This is a genomic window from Butyrivibrio sp. AE3006 (assembly GCF_000424165.1).
Taxonomy (GTDB): domain Bacteria; phylum Bacillota; class Clostridia; order Lachnospirales; family Lachnospiraceae; genus Butyrivibrio.
Map to the genome: position 1 here is coordinate 60,883 of NZ_AUJJ01000010.1, position 15,162 is coordinate 76,044.

The 15,162-nt window shown below is 42.0% G+C and carries 17 protein-coding genes; 12 read left to right on the forward strand and 5 right to left on the reverse strand.

Annotated elements, in window-relative coordinates; all coding sequences use genetic code 11:
- The 5 genes from G603_RS0106550 (at position 1) to G603_RS19515 (ending at position 3,879) form a co-directional block, all read left to right on the forward strand.
- A complete protein-coding gene (locus G603_RS0106550) occupies positions 1 to 576 on the forward strand; it encodes a dTDP-4-dehydrorhamnose 3,5-epimerase family protein (protein WP_026669700.1) in 576 nt (191 codons plus the stop codon).
- Positions 577 to 819: 243 nt separating this feature from the next.
- Positions 820 to 1,467, forward strand: a complete 648-nt coding sequence (locus G603_RS0106555) for an AAA family ATPase (RefSeq protein WP_026669701.1) — start codon at positions 820 to 822, stop codon at positions 1,465 to 1,467.
- 144 nt (positions 1,468 to 1,611) lie between these two features.
- Positions 1,612 to 2,394, forward strand: coding sequence for a class I SAM-dependent methyltransferase (locus tag G603_RS0106560; protein ID WP_026669702.1), 783 nt, complete (start codon positions 1,612 to 1,614; stop codon positions 2,392 to 2,394).
- Positions 2,395 to 2,396: 2 nt separating this feature from the next.
- The gene (locus tag G603_RS0106565) at positions 2,397 to 2,813 is read left to right on the forward strand and encodes a GNAT family N-acetyltransferase (protein ID WP_026669703.1); all 417 of its coding nucleotides are present in this window, start codon (positions 2,397 to 2,399) and stop codon (positions 2,811 to 2,813) included.
- A gap of 136 nt (positions 2,814 to 2,949) precedes the next feature.
- Positions 2,950 to 3,879, forward strand: coding sequence for a metallophosphoesterase family protein (locus G603_RS19515; RefSeq protein WP_051207564.1), 930 nt, complete (start codon positions 2,950 to 2,952; stop codon positions 3,877 to 3,879).
- A 22-nt stretch (positions 3,880 to 3,901) separates the two neighbouring features.
- Here G603_RS19515 and G603_RS0106575 read toward each other — a convergent pair whose 3' ends face one another.
- The 5 genes from G603_RS0106575 to G603_RS0106595 form a co-directional block, all read right to left on the reverse strand.
- The gene (locus G603_RS0106575; RefSeq protein ID WP_026669704.1) at positions 3,902 to 4,489 is read right to left on the reverse strand and encodes an AAA family ATPase; all 588 of its coding nucleotides are present in this window, start codon (positions 4,487 to 4,489) and stop codon (positions 3,902 to 3,904) included.
- A 9-nt stretch (positions 4,490 to 4,498) separates the two neighbouring features.
- Complete coding sequence (locus G603_RS0106580) at positions 4,499 to 5,242, reverse strand: amino acid ABC transporter ATP-binding protein (protein ID WP_026669705.1); 744 nt, start codon at positions 5,240 to 5,242, stop codon at positions 4,499 to 4,501.
- Positions 5,232 to 5,903: an amino acid ABC transporter permease gene (locus G603_RS0106585; RefSeq protein WP_026524395.1), complete on the reverse strand. Its 672-nt coding sequence runs from the start codon at positions 5,901 to 5,903 to the stop codon at positions 5,232 to 5,234. Before G603_RS0106585 ends, G603_RS0106580 begins: the two co-directional genes overlap by 11 nt.
- Positions 5,904 to 5,971: 68 nt before the next feature.
- Positions 5,972 to 6,814: a transporter substrate-binding domain-containing protein gene (locus G603_RS0106590; protein ID WP_026669706.1), complete on the reverse strand. Its 843-nt coding sequence runs from the start codon at positions 6,812 to 6,814 to the stop codon at positions 5,972 to 5,974.
- Positions 6,815 to 6,816: 2 nt separating this feature from the next.
- On the reverse strand, positions 6,817 to 7,533 hold the full coding sequence (locus G603_RS0106595; RefSeq protein WP_242834846.1) for a gamma-glutamyl-gamma-aminobutyrate hydrolase family protein: 717 nt from the start codon (positions 7,531 to 7,533) through the stop codon (positions 6,817 to 6,819).
- 249 nt (positions 7,534 to 7,782) lie between these two features.
- Between G603_RS0106595 and G603_RS0106600 the strand changes: the two genes are divergently transcribed.
- The 7 genes from G603_RS0106600 to G603_RS19520 all read left to right on the forward strand — a co-directional run bounded on the left by G603_RS0106600 (position 7,783) and on the right by G603_RS19520 (position 15,104).
- Complete coding sequence (locus G603_RS0106600) at positions 7,783 to 8,556, forward strand: class I SAM-dependent methyltransferase (protein ID WP_026669708.1); 774 nt, start codon at positions 7,783 to 7,785, stop codon at positions 8,554 to 8,556.
- Between the two features lie 4 nt (positions 8,557 to 8,560).
- The gene (locus G603_RS0106605; protein WP_026669709.1) at positions 8,561 to 9,442 is read left to right on the forward strand and encodes an SPL family radical SAM protein; all 882 of its coding nucleotides are present in this window, start codon (positions 8,561 to 8,563) and stop codon (positions 9,440 to 9,442) included.
- A gap of 118 nt (positions 9,443 to 9,560) precedes the next feature.
- On the forward strand, positions 9,561 to 10,520 hold the full coding sequence (locus G603_RS0106610; RefSeq protein ID WP_026669710.1) for an alpha/beta hydrolase: 960 nt from the start codon (positions 9,561 to 9,563) through the stop codon (positions 10,518 to 10,520).
- 49 nt (positions 10,521 to 10,569) lie between these two features.
- Positions 10,570 to 11,940, forward strand: coding sequence for a sodium-dependent transporter (locus tag G603_RS0106615; protein ID WP_026669711.1), 1,371 nt, complete (start codon positions 10,570 to 10,572; stop codon positions 11,938 to 11,940).
- A 63-nt stretch (positions 11,941 to 12,003) separates the two neighbouring features.
- Positions 12,004 to 13,563, forward strand: coding sequence for an ABC-F family ATP-binding cassette domain-containing protein (locus tag G603_RS0106620; protein ID WP_026669712.1), 1,560 nt, complete (start codon positions 12,004 to 12,006; stop codon positions 13,561 to 13,563).
- Between the two features lie 98 nt (positions 13,564 to 13,661).
- Positions 13,662 to 14,294, forward strand: a complete 633-nt coding sequence (locus G603_RS0106625; RefSeq protein WP_026669713.1) for a flavin reductase family protein — start codon at positions 13,662 to 13,664, stop codon at positions 14,292 to 14,294.
- A 45-nt stretch (positions 14,295 to 14,339) separates the two neighbouring features.
- On the forward strand, positions 14,340 to 15,104 hold the full coding sequence (locus G603_RS19520) for an MBL fold metallo-hydrolase (RefSeq protein ID WP_051207566.1): 765 nt from the start codon (positions 14,340 to 14,342) through the stop codon (positions 15,102 to 15,104).
- The last annotated feature ends 58 nt before the right edge of the window (positions 15,105 to 15,162 follow it).

Sequence of the window (15,162 nt, forward strand, 5' to 3'; positions counted from 1 at the left end):
ATGAGTACACACATTGAGCCATTTGAGGCAATGGATTCCAGTATAGAGGGATTGAAAATAATAAATGTAAAAAGCGCTACGGATGACCGCGGAACTGTTCGCGAACTGTTTCGCAGCAGCATTCATTCAGAAGTTCTTCCCAGAACAGTGACAGGATGGAAGCAGATTAACCTTACAAGAACAAAGAAGGGGGCTGTTCGCGGACTTCACGGCGAAGCTATGAATAAGCTTGTTACGGTGGCGTATGGTTCTGTCTTTGGCGTTTATGTGGACACAAGACCTGGCAGTAAAACCTTTGGTGCAGTTCAGACTGTTTATATCACTCCCGGGGTTCAGGTATTTGTTCCACAGGGCGTATGTAACGGATTCCAGGCCCTGGAAGATAGTGAATACCTGTACTTTTTTGATAATGAATGGGCGCCGGGAATGCCTGGAACCGCACTTTGCCCGTTAGCTCCTGAGCTTGGTATTAATTGGCCTATTGAAATTGATACAAATGATCTAAATCAGATCTCGGAGAAGGATTCAAAGGCTCCGACACTTACAGAACTTCGCAGTAAGCTTGGTATGGATTAAATTATTGCGAATACATAATTTTCTGGCGAATCGTTGGGAATTATGTAGTTTACAGGTATGCTTTCAGAAAGAACAGTGCTATAATTGCAATGTTGCTGTCGATAATTAGTAAATTATTTTGGAGGATATCGATATGGTTATGTTTTTAAAGCTTCGAAATTTCTAATAGGCATGAAACCTTAATAAATAGTTTCGTGCCTTGTAATCAGGAACAATAAACTATTTAATTTAAGGAGATTACAAATGGAATTTCAAGACGATATAATAAAAGAGTATTTACGAAACGTTTATTTTATTACAGGTACACCTTGCGGAGGAAAAACCACTGTTTCAAGAGCACTGGGAAAGAAATATGGCATACCGGTGTATGACATCGATGAGCGTTTTCCTGAGCATCAGGCTATTTCAGACAAAGAGCATCAGCCCAACATGAACAAAGTTTTCAGAGATGCAGATGAGTTCTTCGGAAGAAGTGTTGAGGAGTACAAAAAATGGCTTCTTGATAACACCAGAGAGCAGCTGGATTTTGTGATTTTGGATCTTATGAGACTATCTCAAAATGGACGTATTATCTGCGATTGTCATCTGACATTGGAGCAGGCGGAAAAATTGACTGATCCATCAAGGATTGTGTTTATGATTCGCGAACCTGTCAATCTGATTGATGAGTATTGCAACAGGCCGGACCATCAGGATTTCAAGGAATTTATAGAAAGTGCTACAAATCCGGAAGCAGCCAAGGCTAACTGTAATGAGACTTTATGTAATCTTAACAGGAAGGTTTACGATTCCATTAAGAAGAGTGAATTCAATTGGATAGAGCGGGATAATAGCAGATCTGTAGATGATACGGTAAAGCTTGTTGAAAACTGCTTTGGATGGAATTTGTAATAAGATTTTGTAATTAAGAGTGAAAGGAGTTATGCAGAAATACATGACTCCTTTTATTTGACTAGTGAAGCCTATGAGGACGGGCCCGGTAAAAACGGTATGAAAATGTATATCTGAAATCACAAATAATAAAAAGGGGAAAACATGCAGGAAACAACAGAGAAAGTACAAACGGACGATTACAGCGAGCAGCACAAAAAAGCATGGGAGTTTGATGCCTATAACTTCTGGGTCAGAACAGCGGGAACGCCTGCTGAGAGAGCAGCTAAGGATAAAGCGGATCCAAGAAAAATGCTAAAGCAGCATGCGGGTTATTTTGATTCTTTTGAGGGAGTAAAAGTAGCAAATATCTGCGGCTCCTGCGGAAAGAAGGCCATACCGCTGGCGCTTCTTGGATCCGAAGTTACCATATTCGATATTTCCGAGGATAACAAAAAATATGCCATGGAAACCGCAGATGCGGCAGGAGTATCAATAAATTGTGAGGTGTGTGACATCCTTAAGATTGATATGGAAAAGTATGCAGGGTACTTCGATGTGGTATTTATGGAAGGCGGTATTCTCCACTATTTTCATGACATTGGCGAATTCATGAACATCATGTATTGCCTTCTTAAGCCTTATGGAAAACTGATTTGCAGCGATTTTCATCCCTTCACCAAGATAGCTGATATTTTGAAATTCGGTCAGCCCACTCCCGGGTATTTTTATTCGGAGGTATTTGAAGGCGAGATGGCCCATGCCAGGTTCTATGATGAGGAGATTCGCAGGCAGATTCCTAAATGTAAGTACAGGAAGTATACGATTAGCGAAATTATAAACGGCATCATAGATGCAGGATTCACACTGGTGTGTTTCGATGAGCATCCTGCATGGGAGGACGACAAGCTTCCCGGCGAGTTTACTGCCATAGCCAGAAAGGTATGAAAATGGATTATTGCAGAATTTCAAGCGACAAAATAAACGAACTATGGGAATTGCAGAAGGCCTACAAGAACGAAATAGGCGAGGATGCGCCTTCTGAGCAGGATATGAAGGCTTTGGGAAAAGCTATCGAAAGAGAAGTAATAGAATTTTACGGAGCTTTTGACGGTGATAAACTGGCCGGGTGCTGCTCTGTTACAAAGGGCTTTTCGACCTTCAACTATGCAGTCAGCGGTGTCTTTGAGGACTTCTACATTACACCCAAATACAGGCACAGTGGAATTGCAAGAGAATTAGTAAGCTATGCATACGCTGAGAGTAAGGTTGGTTCGTTGACAGTAGGCTGCGCAGATTGTGATGTTAAAATGTATGAAGCCATCGGCTTTTCGATTTCCCTCGGCAATATGCTTGCCTACGAATAAATGAGGCGATGCTTGCTAAGACAAATGGAATCTTGAAGCTCCCAAAGGACCCGGGGATGTTTGTTGCCTCAAAATAAGAATAAGGTTAAAATATCGCTATGCAAACAAAAAAGATATTAGACCTGAGGATGACAACATGAAAAAACAGATCGGCGTAATTGGAGATATACACAGTAACTATACTGCTTTCAAAACAGCAGTTCAGTATATGACGGAAAGAGGAATAACAGAGTTTATCCTGCTTGGAGACTATGTCTCAGATACCACGGATACTGCCGAAACTATGCAGTATATTTACGAGCTTATAAAAAAATACAAGGTGACAGCAATAAGAGGAAATCGTGAGGATTACCTTTTGGGTCAAAGGAGGGTTCTTCGCGGCGAGTCGGATGCACCCTTATGGCTATACAATTCTGCCAGCGGGAATCTTCTTTACACCTATGAGCTTTTGACAAATGAGGATTTGGATTTCTTTGAGTCGCTTCCAATCAGCTATAGATACAAATGTGAGGGATACCCTGACATAATCTGCTGTCACGGATCTCCGGTTAACAATCGTGAGCTTCTTTTATTTCACGACGATACTGCGAAAAAGTGGCTTGAAAAGATAGATGCAGACTATATCGTTGGTGGGCACACTCACGTTCAGGGCGAATGCCACCATAATGGGAAGCACTATTTCAACACCGGATCTACAGGTATTGCCATAAGTGCACCGGGGTTGGCGCAGTGTCTTATTTTGCATGGTTTTGATGAAAATGAACCGGAAGGTCCTTCCTGGGAAGCAGAGTTTTTGAACCTGCCCTATGATGTGGATTATGTAATAGATGCCCTTTATGAAAAAGGACTTATGGAAAAAGGAAAATGGTTTGTAGTCAATAATGAGCACATATTAAAAACAGGGAAGGATGTAACCCCTGAACTTATTAATAAGGCCATGATTCTTCAGGAAAAAGAAACAGGAAACCCTGTAGACTGGCCGTATATCGAAGAAGAATACTTTACAAAGGCTGCAAAGATTCTTGGAATTCCGGACTACAGGGTTCCCCGTAAGGATGCTATGTGAAGCATTTTAATTTAATGTAATATCAACGTTTTGCTGCGTCGCAAATAAGGTCTACACTTGTTTCGATTCCAAGGGATGAGCTTTTTACGCAAAGGTCATAATAAGCCGCATTACCGAATTCGGTATGAGTGTAGTACTTGCAGTATTTTTTTCTTGCCTTATCTACTGAGTGAAGGTGTTCAAGAACTTTGTCCTCAGACATATCGGGCATTTTTTTCTGCATACGCTCAAGTCTGAAGCGCTCGGATGCAGCTATGAAAACGTGGAGAGTTTTGTCAAACTCCTTAAGGATTATATTTGCATTACGTCCCACAATTACGCAGTTGCCCTTTTCGGCAACTTTTTTTATTGCTTCTCTTTGTGCTACGAAAAGTCTTTCATCAAGAGGCTTGTTGTAGAAATCAAAAAGACTCTGTCCAAAGCCCCATTCTCGGGGAACACGCTCGTCATAGTAGCGAACCTCTTCAGGTGAAAGTGAACCGCTCTCCATGGCTGCCTTTAATATCATATCCTTGTCACAGTAGTAGTAGCCAAGTCTGTCGGCAACTGCCTGACCTATTGTGCTTCCACCTGCTCCAAATTGTCTGCTGATTGTAATTATATTTTTCATGAATCAATCTTAAAGAACCTTGTTCAGGAAATCGATGGTTCTTTCCTCCTTTGGATTTAATAAAACTTCCTGCGGAGTGCCTTCTTCTACGATGAAGCCTCCATCCATGAATATGACTCTGTCAGCGACTTCTCTGGCAAAGCCCATCTCGTGAGTAACGATAACCATGGTCATTCCATCTGCTGCCAGATCCTTCATAACCTGCAGAACTTCACCGACCATCTCGGGATCAAGCGCTGATGTGGGCTCGTCGAAAAGCATAATATCGGGCTGCATGCAAAGTGCTCTTGCAATTGCAACACGCTGCTTCTGACCGCCGGAGAGCTGGCTTGGATAGCTCTCGGATTTATCTTCAAGTCCAACCTTTTTAAGCATGTTTTTAGCTCTTGTTACTGCTTCCTCCTTTGAGCATTTTTTCAGCTGCACGGGAGCAAGTGTAAGGTTATCCATTATATTCAGATTGTTAAAAAGATTAAAGTGCTGGAATACCATTCCGATGTTTTCACGGACATGGTTGATATTTACCTGTTTCTGAGTGATGTCATTTCCATCTATCACAATTGTGCCGGAAGTGACTTTTTCAAGCTTATTGAGACAGCGAAGGAAGGTGGACTTACCTGAACCGGAGGGACCGATTACACATACCACTTCACCCTTTGTGATCTCTGTTGAAATGTCCTTAAGGACCTCAAGACTACCAAAGCTTTTCTTTAAATGCTCTACTTTAATTTTGATTTCGCCTTTATCTGCCAACGCTAAGCCTCCTTTCAACTACCTTTGCACTTCGTGAAAGGATAGTGATAACAATCAGATACATAATTCCAACGATAGCCCATGTCTGGAAGGACATGAAGGTGTTAGCCTGAACATTTTTAGCGGTGTTAACAAGCTCCGGAAATCCGATTACTGACAGGATAGATGTATCCTTCAGTGTGATAATAAACTGATTGATGAATGTAGGAATCATAGTGCGGATAGCCTGAGGCAGTACGACCTTTCTCATGGCCATGCCGTAGGTAAGACCAAGGGAGCGGGCAGCTTCCATCTGACCCTTATCTACAGACTGAATACCTGCGCGGACAATCTCTGCCATATAAGCACCACAGTTAAGGGCAAGACAGATGGTACCAGCCTGAAGTGCAGTGAGACTTATGGAAAAACCGCCGATTATTGTATTAAAGAAATACGGTACTCCAAAATAGACAAAGAACGCCAGAACGATCATAGGCACGCCGCGAATTACGTCGACGAAAATCTGGGATATTACATTAGATACTCTGTTTTTCAGAACACCCATGATTCCGAAGATCATACCGATTATACATGCAAAGAACAAACCTAAAAGAGCAAGCAGGAGAGTTCTTCCGAGGGCTACAAGTAGCATCCCTCCGTAAACTGAAATTATTTTAACCATAGAATAAATTCCTCATAGAACCGGGCAGGAAAGACCTGCCCGGCGGATTTGTTGAAACAGCAAACCTTTTATTCACCAAGATATTTAGCAATGATCTCGTCGTAGGTACCGTTTGACTTGATGTTTGCAAGACCCTTGTTGAACATATCAACAAGCTCCTGGTTGTCTGCATTGAAAATAGCAAAACCATATGATGCAGGATCGTTGCCTGTGCCATCAACAAGCTTCATGGAGATGCCTGTATCCTTGATATTTGCAGCCATGATCGGTGTGTCATCAAATGTAGCAGCAACCTGTCCGCCTACAACTGCCTGATACATGGTGGGTGAATCCTCAAAGTAAGTAACTGTGAAGCCATACTGATCAGCAAGGCTCTCTGCGTATGTAGCACTCATGGTACCTGTCTTTACAGCAACTGATTTTCCATCAAGGTCATCAAAGCCTGTGATGTCTGAAGATGCTTCAACTGCCATACTCTGGTTTGCATCATAATAACCATCTGAGAAGATCCAGCCTGATTCTTTTCTCTCGTCTGTGATTGATGCGCCTGCGATCATACCATCGGCCTGTCCTGCCTGACATGCAGCGATTGATGCGTCCCATCCAAGAACCTGTACTTCATATTCAAAGCCCTGGTCCTTAGCAACTGCATCGAGGATATCCATATCGATTCCTACGAAGTTGCCGTTGTCATCAGTGTACTCAAAGGGTTTGAAAGCTGTATCTGTTGCGATTTTCCAAACCTTGCCTGAAGCGTCAGAAGTTGTAGTTTCTGCAGTTTCAGTAGCTTCTGTTGTCTCAGCGGCTTCAGTCTGTGCTGCTCCATCAGATGATTCTGTTCCGGTACCACCGCAGCCGGTTGCAGCTACCATTAAACAACTCATTACCAGTGCCAACATTCTTTTTTTCATAACTATATACTCCTTCCTTTTCTGCATTCATTTACGAATGCTGTTACTATTTTCATGCTTTCCTCATTATTATAATAGGAAAACTCCGGGTGCCATTGCACCCCTATTGCAAATCTGTGGTTATTCACAGCGATTGCCTCAATAAGTCCGTCTTCTGAAACGGCCATTTTAGTGACTTCCGGGGACAGCTCCCTTATAGCCTGATGGTGGTAGCTGTTTACCTCGTGGATTCCACTGCCAATGATTTTTGCTAAAAGCGTGTTGTCAAAAACTTCTACGTCATGGGCTTTTCTATCATAGGGCGGCGTCATGTGATGTTCTACGCTGCACTGATATTCTGTGGGAAGATCCTGGTACAAAGTACCTCCAAGATGTGCATTTAAAAGCTGAATACCGCGGCAGATACCAAGGAGCGGTTTATCATCCCGAAGACATTTATCAATAAGATAACACTCCATCCTATCTCTTATGATGCAGGGCTTTCCGCAGGTCTTTTTTGCTATCTCGCCGTATACATCGGGAGACACATCATGACCGCCTGTAAAAAGCAGACCATTACAAAGACTATATGCTTCATCAAGCTCATCTTCATCAGATGTAAGCGGCAGCATTATGGGCAGACCGCCCGCCTCTTCGATAGCTTTCATATAGCCGGGAAGCATCCAGTAGCTCTCTTTATCATCATCATAAAGCGGAATCAAACCGATAACAGGTCTCAAGATACCCCTCCTCCCCAATAAAGACTGTAAGGTCTATAAATCCAAAAAAGGCGCCCACTAATTCTAGCAGACGCCTATGTCTTTATTAGTGAATAATATACCGAATTCCTGAATAATTTGCAAGGTTTTTTAAAGTGCAAATATGTTTTCTACTATTTGCTTTGCAGAGCGGTAGATAATCAAATATAATGAAGTTCTGGGTTAATTTTTCTTGTAGGGGATAAAGAGAAAAGTTAAGGGGTAATACAAATGAATAACAAATCTTTTGATTCGAAAAGAATCGCTGAGGGTTACTTGAAGAGGCCATGGCTCCATAAAAGCGTAATGGACAGATTGCTGGAGGATTTAGAACTCTCTGAAGGCTATCTTTTCAGAAACGGTCTGGATGTTGGCTGCGGAGCGGGACTTTCCACAAAAGCTCTTAAGCTTATCTGCGAAAAGGTAACCGGAACGGATATCGCTGATTCTATGGTAGAGGTGTGTAAAGAGATCTACAGCGATAAGGCTTTTTCATTCTATGTGGCTAAGGCAGAGGAGACCAAAGTGCCGGATGAAAAATACGACATCGTCACGGCAGCAGGCTGCATAAACTGGGTTGATGAAAAGCGGTTCATGGAGAATATGAAAGAGGTAGTTTCTGATAAAGCACTGATAGTTATCTATGATTTTGGTATCACTGATAAAATGGCAGGAAACAGCGCTTATACAGCATGGTACCAGAATGAGTATCTTAAGAAGTTTCCCAAACCACCAAGAAAAGAGAATAAATGGAGCCAGCAGGATCTGATTGACGGATTCAGAATGGAAAAGCAGACAGAGTATGAGATGGAGTATGGTTTTACTCTTGAAGACTTTGTAAACTTTATGCTTATCCAGTCCAATGTTAATGCCAGAATTGAAGGCGGAGAAATATCGGAAGACGAGGCCAGAAGCTGGATGACGGAGTCACTAAGACCTGTTTTTGAAGACCTTGAAAGGAAGCTGATTTTCTACGGCTACAGTTGGTATATAAGGAAAGAGTGATGATATGCATTTTGTAGATGCAAAAGGAATACTCATAACAAGCGACGGGCGCTGTGGGATGAACATTTACAGAGGATGTACCCACGGCTGTATTTATTGTGACAGCAGAAGTAAGTGCTATCAGTTCACACATCCCTTTGAGGATATCGAGGTTAAGCAGAATGCGCCGCAGCTTTTGGAGGCTGCCCTTAAATCGAAGAGAAAAAAGTGCATGATAGGAACAGGTTCAATGTCTGATCCATATATGCACTGCGAGGAAGAGCTGGGATTAACAAGGAAGTGTCTGGAGATAATCAATCAGTATGGATTTGGCCTTGCTATTCAGACAAAGTCCGACAGGATTTTAAGAGACATCGATCTTCTTGATGAGATAAACAGGAAAACAAAGTGCGTTATTCAGATTACACTTACTACCTTTGATGATGAGCTTTGCAGCATTTTGGAGCCTAACGTATGTAACACCAAAAGAAGGATAGAGGTTCTGTCTAAGATGCAAAAAAGAGGGATTCCTACTGTGGTGTGGCTGTCACCGATTCTTCCTTTTATAAATGACACGGAAGAAAACGTGGGACAGATACTTGATGCCTGCGCACAGACAGGGGTTAAGGGCATCATCAATTTTGGTATGGGACTTACTCTGAGAGAGGGCGACAGAGAGTATTATTATGCTGCTCTGGATAAGCATTTTCCGGGGCTCAGGCAAAAATACATTACTACCTATGGTAATGCCTATGAGGTTCCAAGTCCCAATTCAAGGGCACTGTTTGCGCTTATGCGAAGAGTTTGCAAAGCTAACAATATGATGTATAAGCCGGATGATTGCTTTTCATATATGAATGAGTTTCCGGAAAAATTTAAACAGATGAGTCTGTTTGATTTCACCTAAGATAAACCACAGAAAGAAATAGTAAAAAATAAGACAGCGAGGTTCGTTTTAATTTTGTATTTTTTATGGATGACAGAGAAGGAAGATTTTAATAGAAAGGATATTGGGGTAAATAGAAGTGAAAAAGATAGTAATTAAGATAGCAAAAATCATTTTAGGTGTATTGTTGGTGCTGATAATAGTGGGCACCATCGGAATGGCAAAGCTTGTTACAGACGGCGTGTTTTATCAGAATAAGGGCAACGATACCCAGGGAAATTCGATTAAACAGATGGCGACATATGGTTTTGATCTGGATGGTTTTAATGCAGCACATAAAGGCGTGGAGATTTCTGCAACAGCAGAGGATGGAAATGTTGTTCCGGGAACATATTTTGATATGGGCAGTGACAAGTGCGTAATACTTGTTCACGGCGCAGGCGGAGACAGGGTAAGTACCTATCCTCTTGCACAGCAGTACTTAGAGAGAGGCTATGATGTAATTGCTTTTGATGACAGAGGTCACGGACTTAATCCTGATGAAAAGGTGACTTTTGGAGTTCATGAAGCACTTGATGTAAAGGCTCTTGTAAAGTATGCAAGAAATGATCTTGGAAACAGTGAAGTCATCGTGCATGGTCAGTCCATGGGGGCTCAGGTTACAGCGGTTTATGCATCAAATGTAACACCCGGCGCGGAAGATGCGGCAGATGCGGTTATCTGTGACAGCCCTGTTCCCGGTATGGAGTATATGATCAAAAGTGTCATTGCAGATGATGATCCGGTAGAGATGGAGTCATTTGTGACATCATATTTTATAGAAACCGGAAAACTTTACTCAAAGCTTTTCTATCATGTTAACTGGGATGATGGCGATACAATCAAGGTTGTAGCAAATGATCAGCTCCCTACACTGATTTTTGTATCAGAAAAGGATACAGTCTGCCTTCCTGAGATGGTTGAAAAAGTATACGAAAATGTAGGAAGCCAGGTAAAGAGTATTGCATACGTAAACAGCGCTCACATTGAAGGAGTAATTGATGATCCTGCAGGCTACATGGAATATGTCGATAACTTCCTTGCTAATGCCGGATTATAAAGGGCATAAAGCGAAATTTAAGAAATAAAAAGTAATTTGGAGTTTAGTAATGAAAGAAAGAGAATCAATTGGAAGCAGATTGGGATTTATTCTGCTTTCAGCAGGGTGCGCAATAGGAATTGGTAATGTGTGGCGATTCCCATACATGGTTGGAGAAAACGGCGGCGGTCTGTTTGTACTTGTCTATGTATTGTTTTTACTTATTCTTGGAGTGCCGATAATGACCATGGAGTACGCCATAGGTAGATCAAGTCGTCTCAGCGTACTTTCAGCATTTAAAAAGCTTGAGCCTAAAGGTAGTAAGTGGCATATTTACGGATACTTTGCCATCGCAGGAAACTATATTCTTCTTATGTTTTATTCCGTAGTATCCGGATGGATACTCAGATATTTTGTGCTGGCTTTGATGGGAGCTTTCCAGCGTCAGAGTCCTGAAAAAATAGAAGAGCTTTATGGCACAATGATGAGCAGCCCAAGAATCCTGATATTTTTCATGGGTGTCACAATGCTGATAACTGTGTTCATCACTTCCATGGGTCTTGAAAAGGGAGTTGAAAAGATCACGAAGATAATGATGATCATGCTGATCATTATAATGATCGGACTTGGTATCTATTCACTGATGCTTCCCGGATCAATCGAAGGCGTTAAGTTTTATCTTATGCCCAACATGGAAAATGTCAGAAAAGTAGGTATCGGAAACGTACTCTACGGCGCTTTGAACCAGAGCTTTTTCACACTTAGCCTTGGAATGGGCGGTATGGAGATTTTTGGCAGCTATATAAAAAAGGATCGAAGCCTTGTGGGCGAAGCTATGCTGGTGGCAGGTCTTGATACCTTTGTTGCAATAGTTGCAGGTCTTATCACTATTCCCGCCTGCTTTGCATACGGAGTAGCACCGGATAAGGGACCAAGCCTTATTTTCATAACCCTTCCCAATGTGTTTGCATCAATGAGGGGCGGCAGAATAATCGGAAGTCTCTTCTTCCTTTTCATGTACTTTGCAGCTCTTTCCACTATGGTTGGCGTATTTGAAAATGATGTAAGTTTCTCAATAGACCTTTTTGGATATGACAGAAAAAGGGCAGCAGCCTTTGCAGGCCTTGTTATCACTTTGGGATCAATTCCCTGTGCCCTTGGCTTTAACTTATGGAGCGATTTTCAGCCTCTTAAAGCAGGCAATTGCATAATGGATCTTGAGGACTTTTTTGTAAGTAATCTGGTGCTGCCTATAGGATCACTTATATGCTGCCTGTTCTGTACAAGCAAGTACGGCTGGGGATTTGATAATTATATTGAAGAGGTCAACAGCGGTGTTGGTATCAAAATGAGTCTTGCCCTTAAGTGGTACTTTAAGCTGGTACTTCCCGTGATTTTGGTATTCCTTACTGTTTTCGGACTTTGGAGCTATTTTGCATAATACATAACAAATCATTTAGAATATATAGAACTTATTAACCTTGGTTTTTTGGAAGGAAAAATAATGAGCATTTTGAACGTTGAGCATCTCACACATGGTTTTGGCGACAGAGCTATTTTTGATGATGTATCATTCAGACTTCTTAAGGGCGAGCATATAGGCCTTGTGGGAGCAAACGGTGAAGGTAAGTCCACATTCATGAATATAATTACAGGCAAACTTATGCCTGATGCCGGTAATATTGAGTGGGCCAAAAATGTTAAGGCGGGCTATCTTGATCAGCACGCAGTACTTAAGGAAGGAATGACAATAAGAGACGTGCTGGCATCTGCTTATGAGCCCCTTTATGAGATGGAGCGCAGGATGAATGAGATCTGCGATGCCATGGGCGAAGCGGACGAGAGGCAGCTTGAAGCATTGATGGAAGAGCTTGGTACCATTCAGGATCTTTTGACCAATCATGATTTTTATCTTATAGATTCAAAAATTGATGAGGTATCAAGAGCTCTTGGCTTTCTTGAGCTTGGTCTTGACAGGGACGTAACAGAGCTCTCAGGAGGACAGCGTACAAAGATACTTCTTGCAAAGCTCCTTCTTGAAAAGCCCGATATCCTTCTTTTGGACGAGCCTACCAACTACCTGGATGCCGAGCATATCGTCTGGCTTACAAGATATCTTCAGGAATATGAGAATGCCTTTATTCTGATCTCCCATGATATACCTTTCCTTAACAGCGTGGTAAACATCATTTATCACATGGATGGTACAACCCACAGCCTTGAGCGATATGTGGGTGACTACGATAAGTTCATGGAAGTCTATGAGATGAAAAAGGCACAAAGAGAGGCTGCCTATAACAGACAGCAGCAGGAAATTGCGGATCTTAAGGACTTTGTCGCAAGGAATAAGGCACGAGTTGCCACAAGAAACATGGCTATGGCAAGACAGAAAAAGCTTGATAACATGGAGCTTATCGAGAAGGTACAGGAAAAACCAAAGCCGGAATTCTATTTTAAGACAGCCAGAACTCCCGGCAAGGTTCTTTTCGAGACTAAGGATCTGGTCATCGGATATGATGAGCCCTTATCAAGTCCTCTTAACCTGATGATAGAGAGAAATACTTTCGTGGTACTGACAGGAGCAAACGGCATCGGTAAAACCACACTTTTAAAGAGCCTTCTTGGTCTTATTCCTTCTCTGTCAGGATGGGTACAGCGCGGGGAGCATGTGGAGATAGGATATTTTGAGCAGGAAATGTCTCCTGATACCACGACCACATGCCTTGAAGAGATATGGAATGAGTTCCCTTCCTTTACACAGTATGAGGTTCGCTCCGCTCTTGCCAAGTGCGGACTTACTACCAAGCACATAGAGAGTAAGTGCAAGGTTTTATCAGGTGGCGAGCAGGCAAAGGTCAGACTCTGTAAGCTAATGAACAGAGAGTCCAACATACTTGTACTGGATGAGCCGACAAACCATCTTGATGTTGATGCGAAGGAGGAACTTCACAGAGCGCTTAAGGAATACAAGGGTACAGTTCTTATGGTATGCCATGAGCCTGATTTTTATGAGGATCTTGCTACGCAGATTATCGACTGCACCAAGTGGACCACCAAGCTTTAATCTGACTTACAGCCTCGGTAATTGATTTTTTATAAATCCTTTACCGGGGCTTATATATTGTATAAAATTAAATAAAAAAGTAAGGAGCACAGATACTAATGGCAAAAGAAGTATGGCAGCCCGGAAATATGCTTTATCCCATTCCCGCAGTTATGGTGAGCTGTGGCAGAGAAGGTGAAACGCCAAACATCATAACAGTTGCATGGGCAGGAAATATATGCAGCTCTCCGGCGATGCTTTCCATATCCGTAAGAAAAGAAAGATATTCCTACGATATCATAAAAGAGACAGGGGAGTTTGTTGTAAACCTGACAAATACTGAGCTTACAAGGGCAACTGACTGGTGCGGTGTAAGATCAGGAAGAGACTATGACAAATTCAAGGAGATGCACCTTACTCCTCAGAAGTCCCAGAAGATAAGTGCCCCGGGAATAGAAGAGAGCCCTGTAAATATTGAATGTAAGGTAAAACAGGTACTTGAACTTGGAAGTCACGACATGTTTATTGCAGAAGTTGTTGCTGTAACAGTTGATGAAAAATATATGGATGAGAAGGGACGCTTTGATCTTGAGGCAGCAGATCTTGTGGCTTATTCTCATGGTGAATATTTTAAGCTTGGCAAAAAGCTTGGAAAGTTTGGCTACAGCGTAGCTAAGAAGCCGGTTAATAAGTCATCAAAAAAGGCCGGAAATAAGCAGGGTAATAAAAAGAGTCACAAAAAGAAAAAGTAACCTCGGCAAAAATAGTATAAGGACAAAATTCAGGAGGTAAGGGTTATGGCAGTGGAATTTATGCGCACAGGACAGCAGGGAATTCTTGTGTGGGATACAGATACAGGCTATAAGTTTGGTATAGATCTGTTTCTTTCCGATATGGATGGAAGACAGGTGAAAAATATAGTGAATGTAGAGAATCTGTCAGATGTAAGTCTGATATTTGGTACTCATGATCATGTTGACCACATCGACAGAGAGGCATGGAAAAAGATAGGAAAACTTTATCCTTCCATTAAGTTTGTAGCACCTATAGCCTTTAAAGATGATCTGCCTGGAGACCTCGATATCAGCGCCGACAGATTTATTTTTGTTGATGAAAATATCAGTGCAGATGAGGGACCTGTGCATATCGAGGCGATTCCTGCAGCTCACGAATTCCTTGATACCGGGGAGGATGGAACACACCCTTATCTTATCTATATTGTTACCTTTAATGGGAAAAAGATCTGCCATCTGGGAGATACCTGTCTCTATGAAGGCATTTACGGAAAGCTCAGAGAAAAGGGGCCCTTTGATGCAATGTTTGTGCCCATAAACGGAAGGGATGCAAGAAGACTTAAGGAAGACTGCATCGGAAATATGACCTATCAGGAGGCAGCAGACCTTGTGGGTACACTTAAGCCCGGCCTTGCAGTTCCCGGTCACTATGACATGTTCCTCTTTAACAGTGCTGACCCGAAAGAATTCAAAGATTATATAGATATTAAATATCCAGGTCAAAAAACAGAGATTTTTGAAGTTGGGAAAGCTGTACAAATGCAGTAAACAGCCGCATTTTTCCTAAAAAATTATTTTATTATTTAGAGAATTAATAGATTTGTTT

Bases quoted from the DNA above. Each gene is read 5' to 3' on its own strand.
- G603_RS0106550 (WP_026669700.1), top strand. From the start codon at position 1: ATGAGTACACACATTGAGCCATTTGAGGCAATGGATTCCAGTATAGAG.
- G603_RS0106555 (WP_026669701.1), top strand. From the start codon at position 820: ATGGAATTTCAAGACGATATAATAAAAGAGTATTTACGAAACGTTTAT.
- G603_RS0106560 (WP_026669702.1), top strand. From the start codon at position 1,612: ATGCAGGAAACAACAGAGAAAGTACAAACGGACGATTACAGCGAGCAG.
- G603_RS0106565 (WP_026669703.1), top strand. From the start codon at position 2,397: ATGGATTATTGCAGAATTTCAAGCGACAAAATAAACGAACTATGGGAA.
- G603_RS19515 (WP_051207564.1), top strand. From the start codon at position 2,950: ATGAAAAAACAGATCGGCGTAATTGGAGATATACACAGTAACTATACT.
- G603_RS0106575 (WP_026669704.1), bottom strand. From the start codon at position 4,489: ATGAAAAATATAATTACAATCAGCAGACAATTTGGAGCAGGTGGAAGC.
- G603_RS0106585 (WP_026524395.1), bottom strand. From the start codon at position 5,903: ATGGTTAAAATAATTTCAGTTTACGGAGGGATGCTACTTGTAGCCCTC.
- G603_RS0106590 (WP_026669706.1), bottom strand. From the start codon at position 6,814: ATGAAAAAAAGAATGTTGGCACTGGTAATGAGTTGTTTAATGGTAGCT.
- G603_RS0106600 (WP_026669708.1), top strand. From the start codon at position 7,783: ATGAATAACAAATCTTTTGATTCGAAAAGAATCGCTGAGGGTTACTTG.
- G603_RS0106605 (WP_026669709.1), top strand. From the start codon at position 8,561: ATGCATTTTGTAGATGCAAAAGGAATACTCATAACAAGCGACGGGCGC.
- G603_RS0106615 (WP_026669711.1), top strand. From the start codon at position 10,570: ATGAAAGAAAGAGAATCAATTGGAAGCAGATTGGGATTTATTCTGCTT.
- G603_RS0106620 (WP_026669712.1), top strand. From the start codon at position 12,004: ATGAGCATTTTGAACGTTGAGCATCTCACACATGGTTTTGGCGACAGA.
- G603_RS0106625 (WP_026669713.1), top strand. From the start codon at position 13,662: ATGGCAAAAGAAGTATGGCAGCCCGGAAATATGCTTTATCCCATTCCC.
- G603_RS19520 (WP_051207566.1), top strand. From the start codon at position 14,340: ATGGCAGTGGAATTTATGCGCACAGGACAGCAGGGAATTCTTGTGTGG.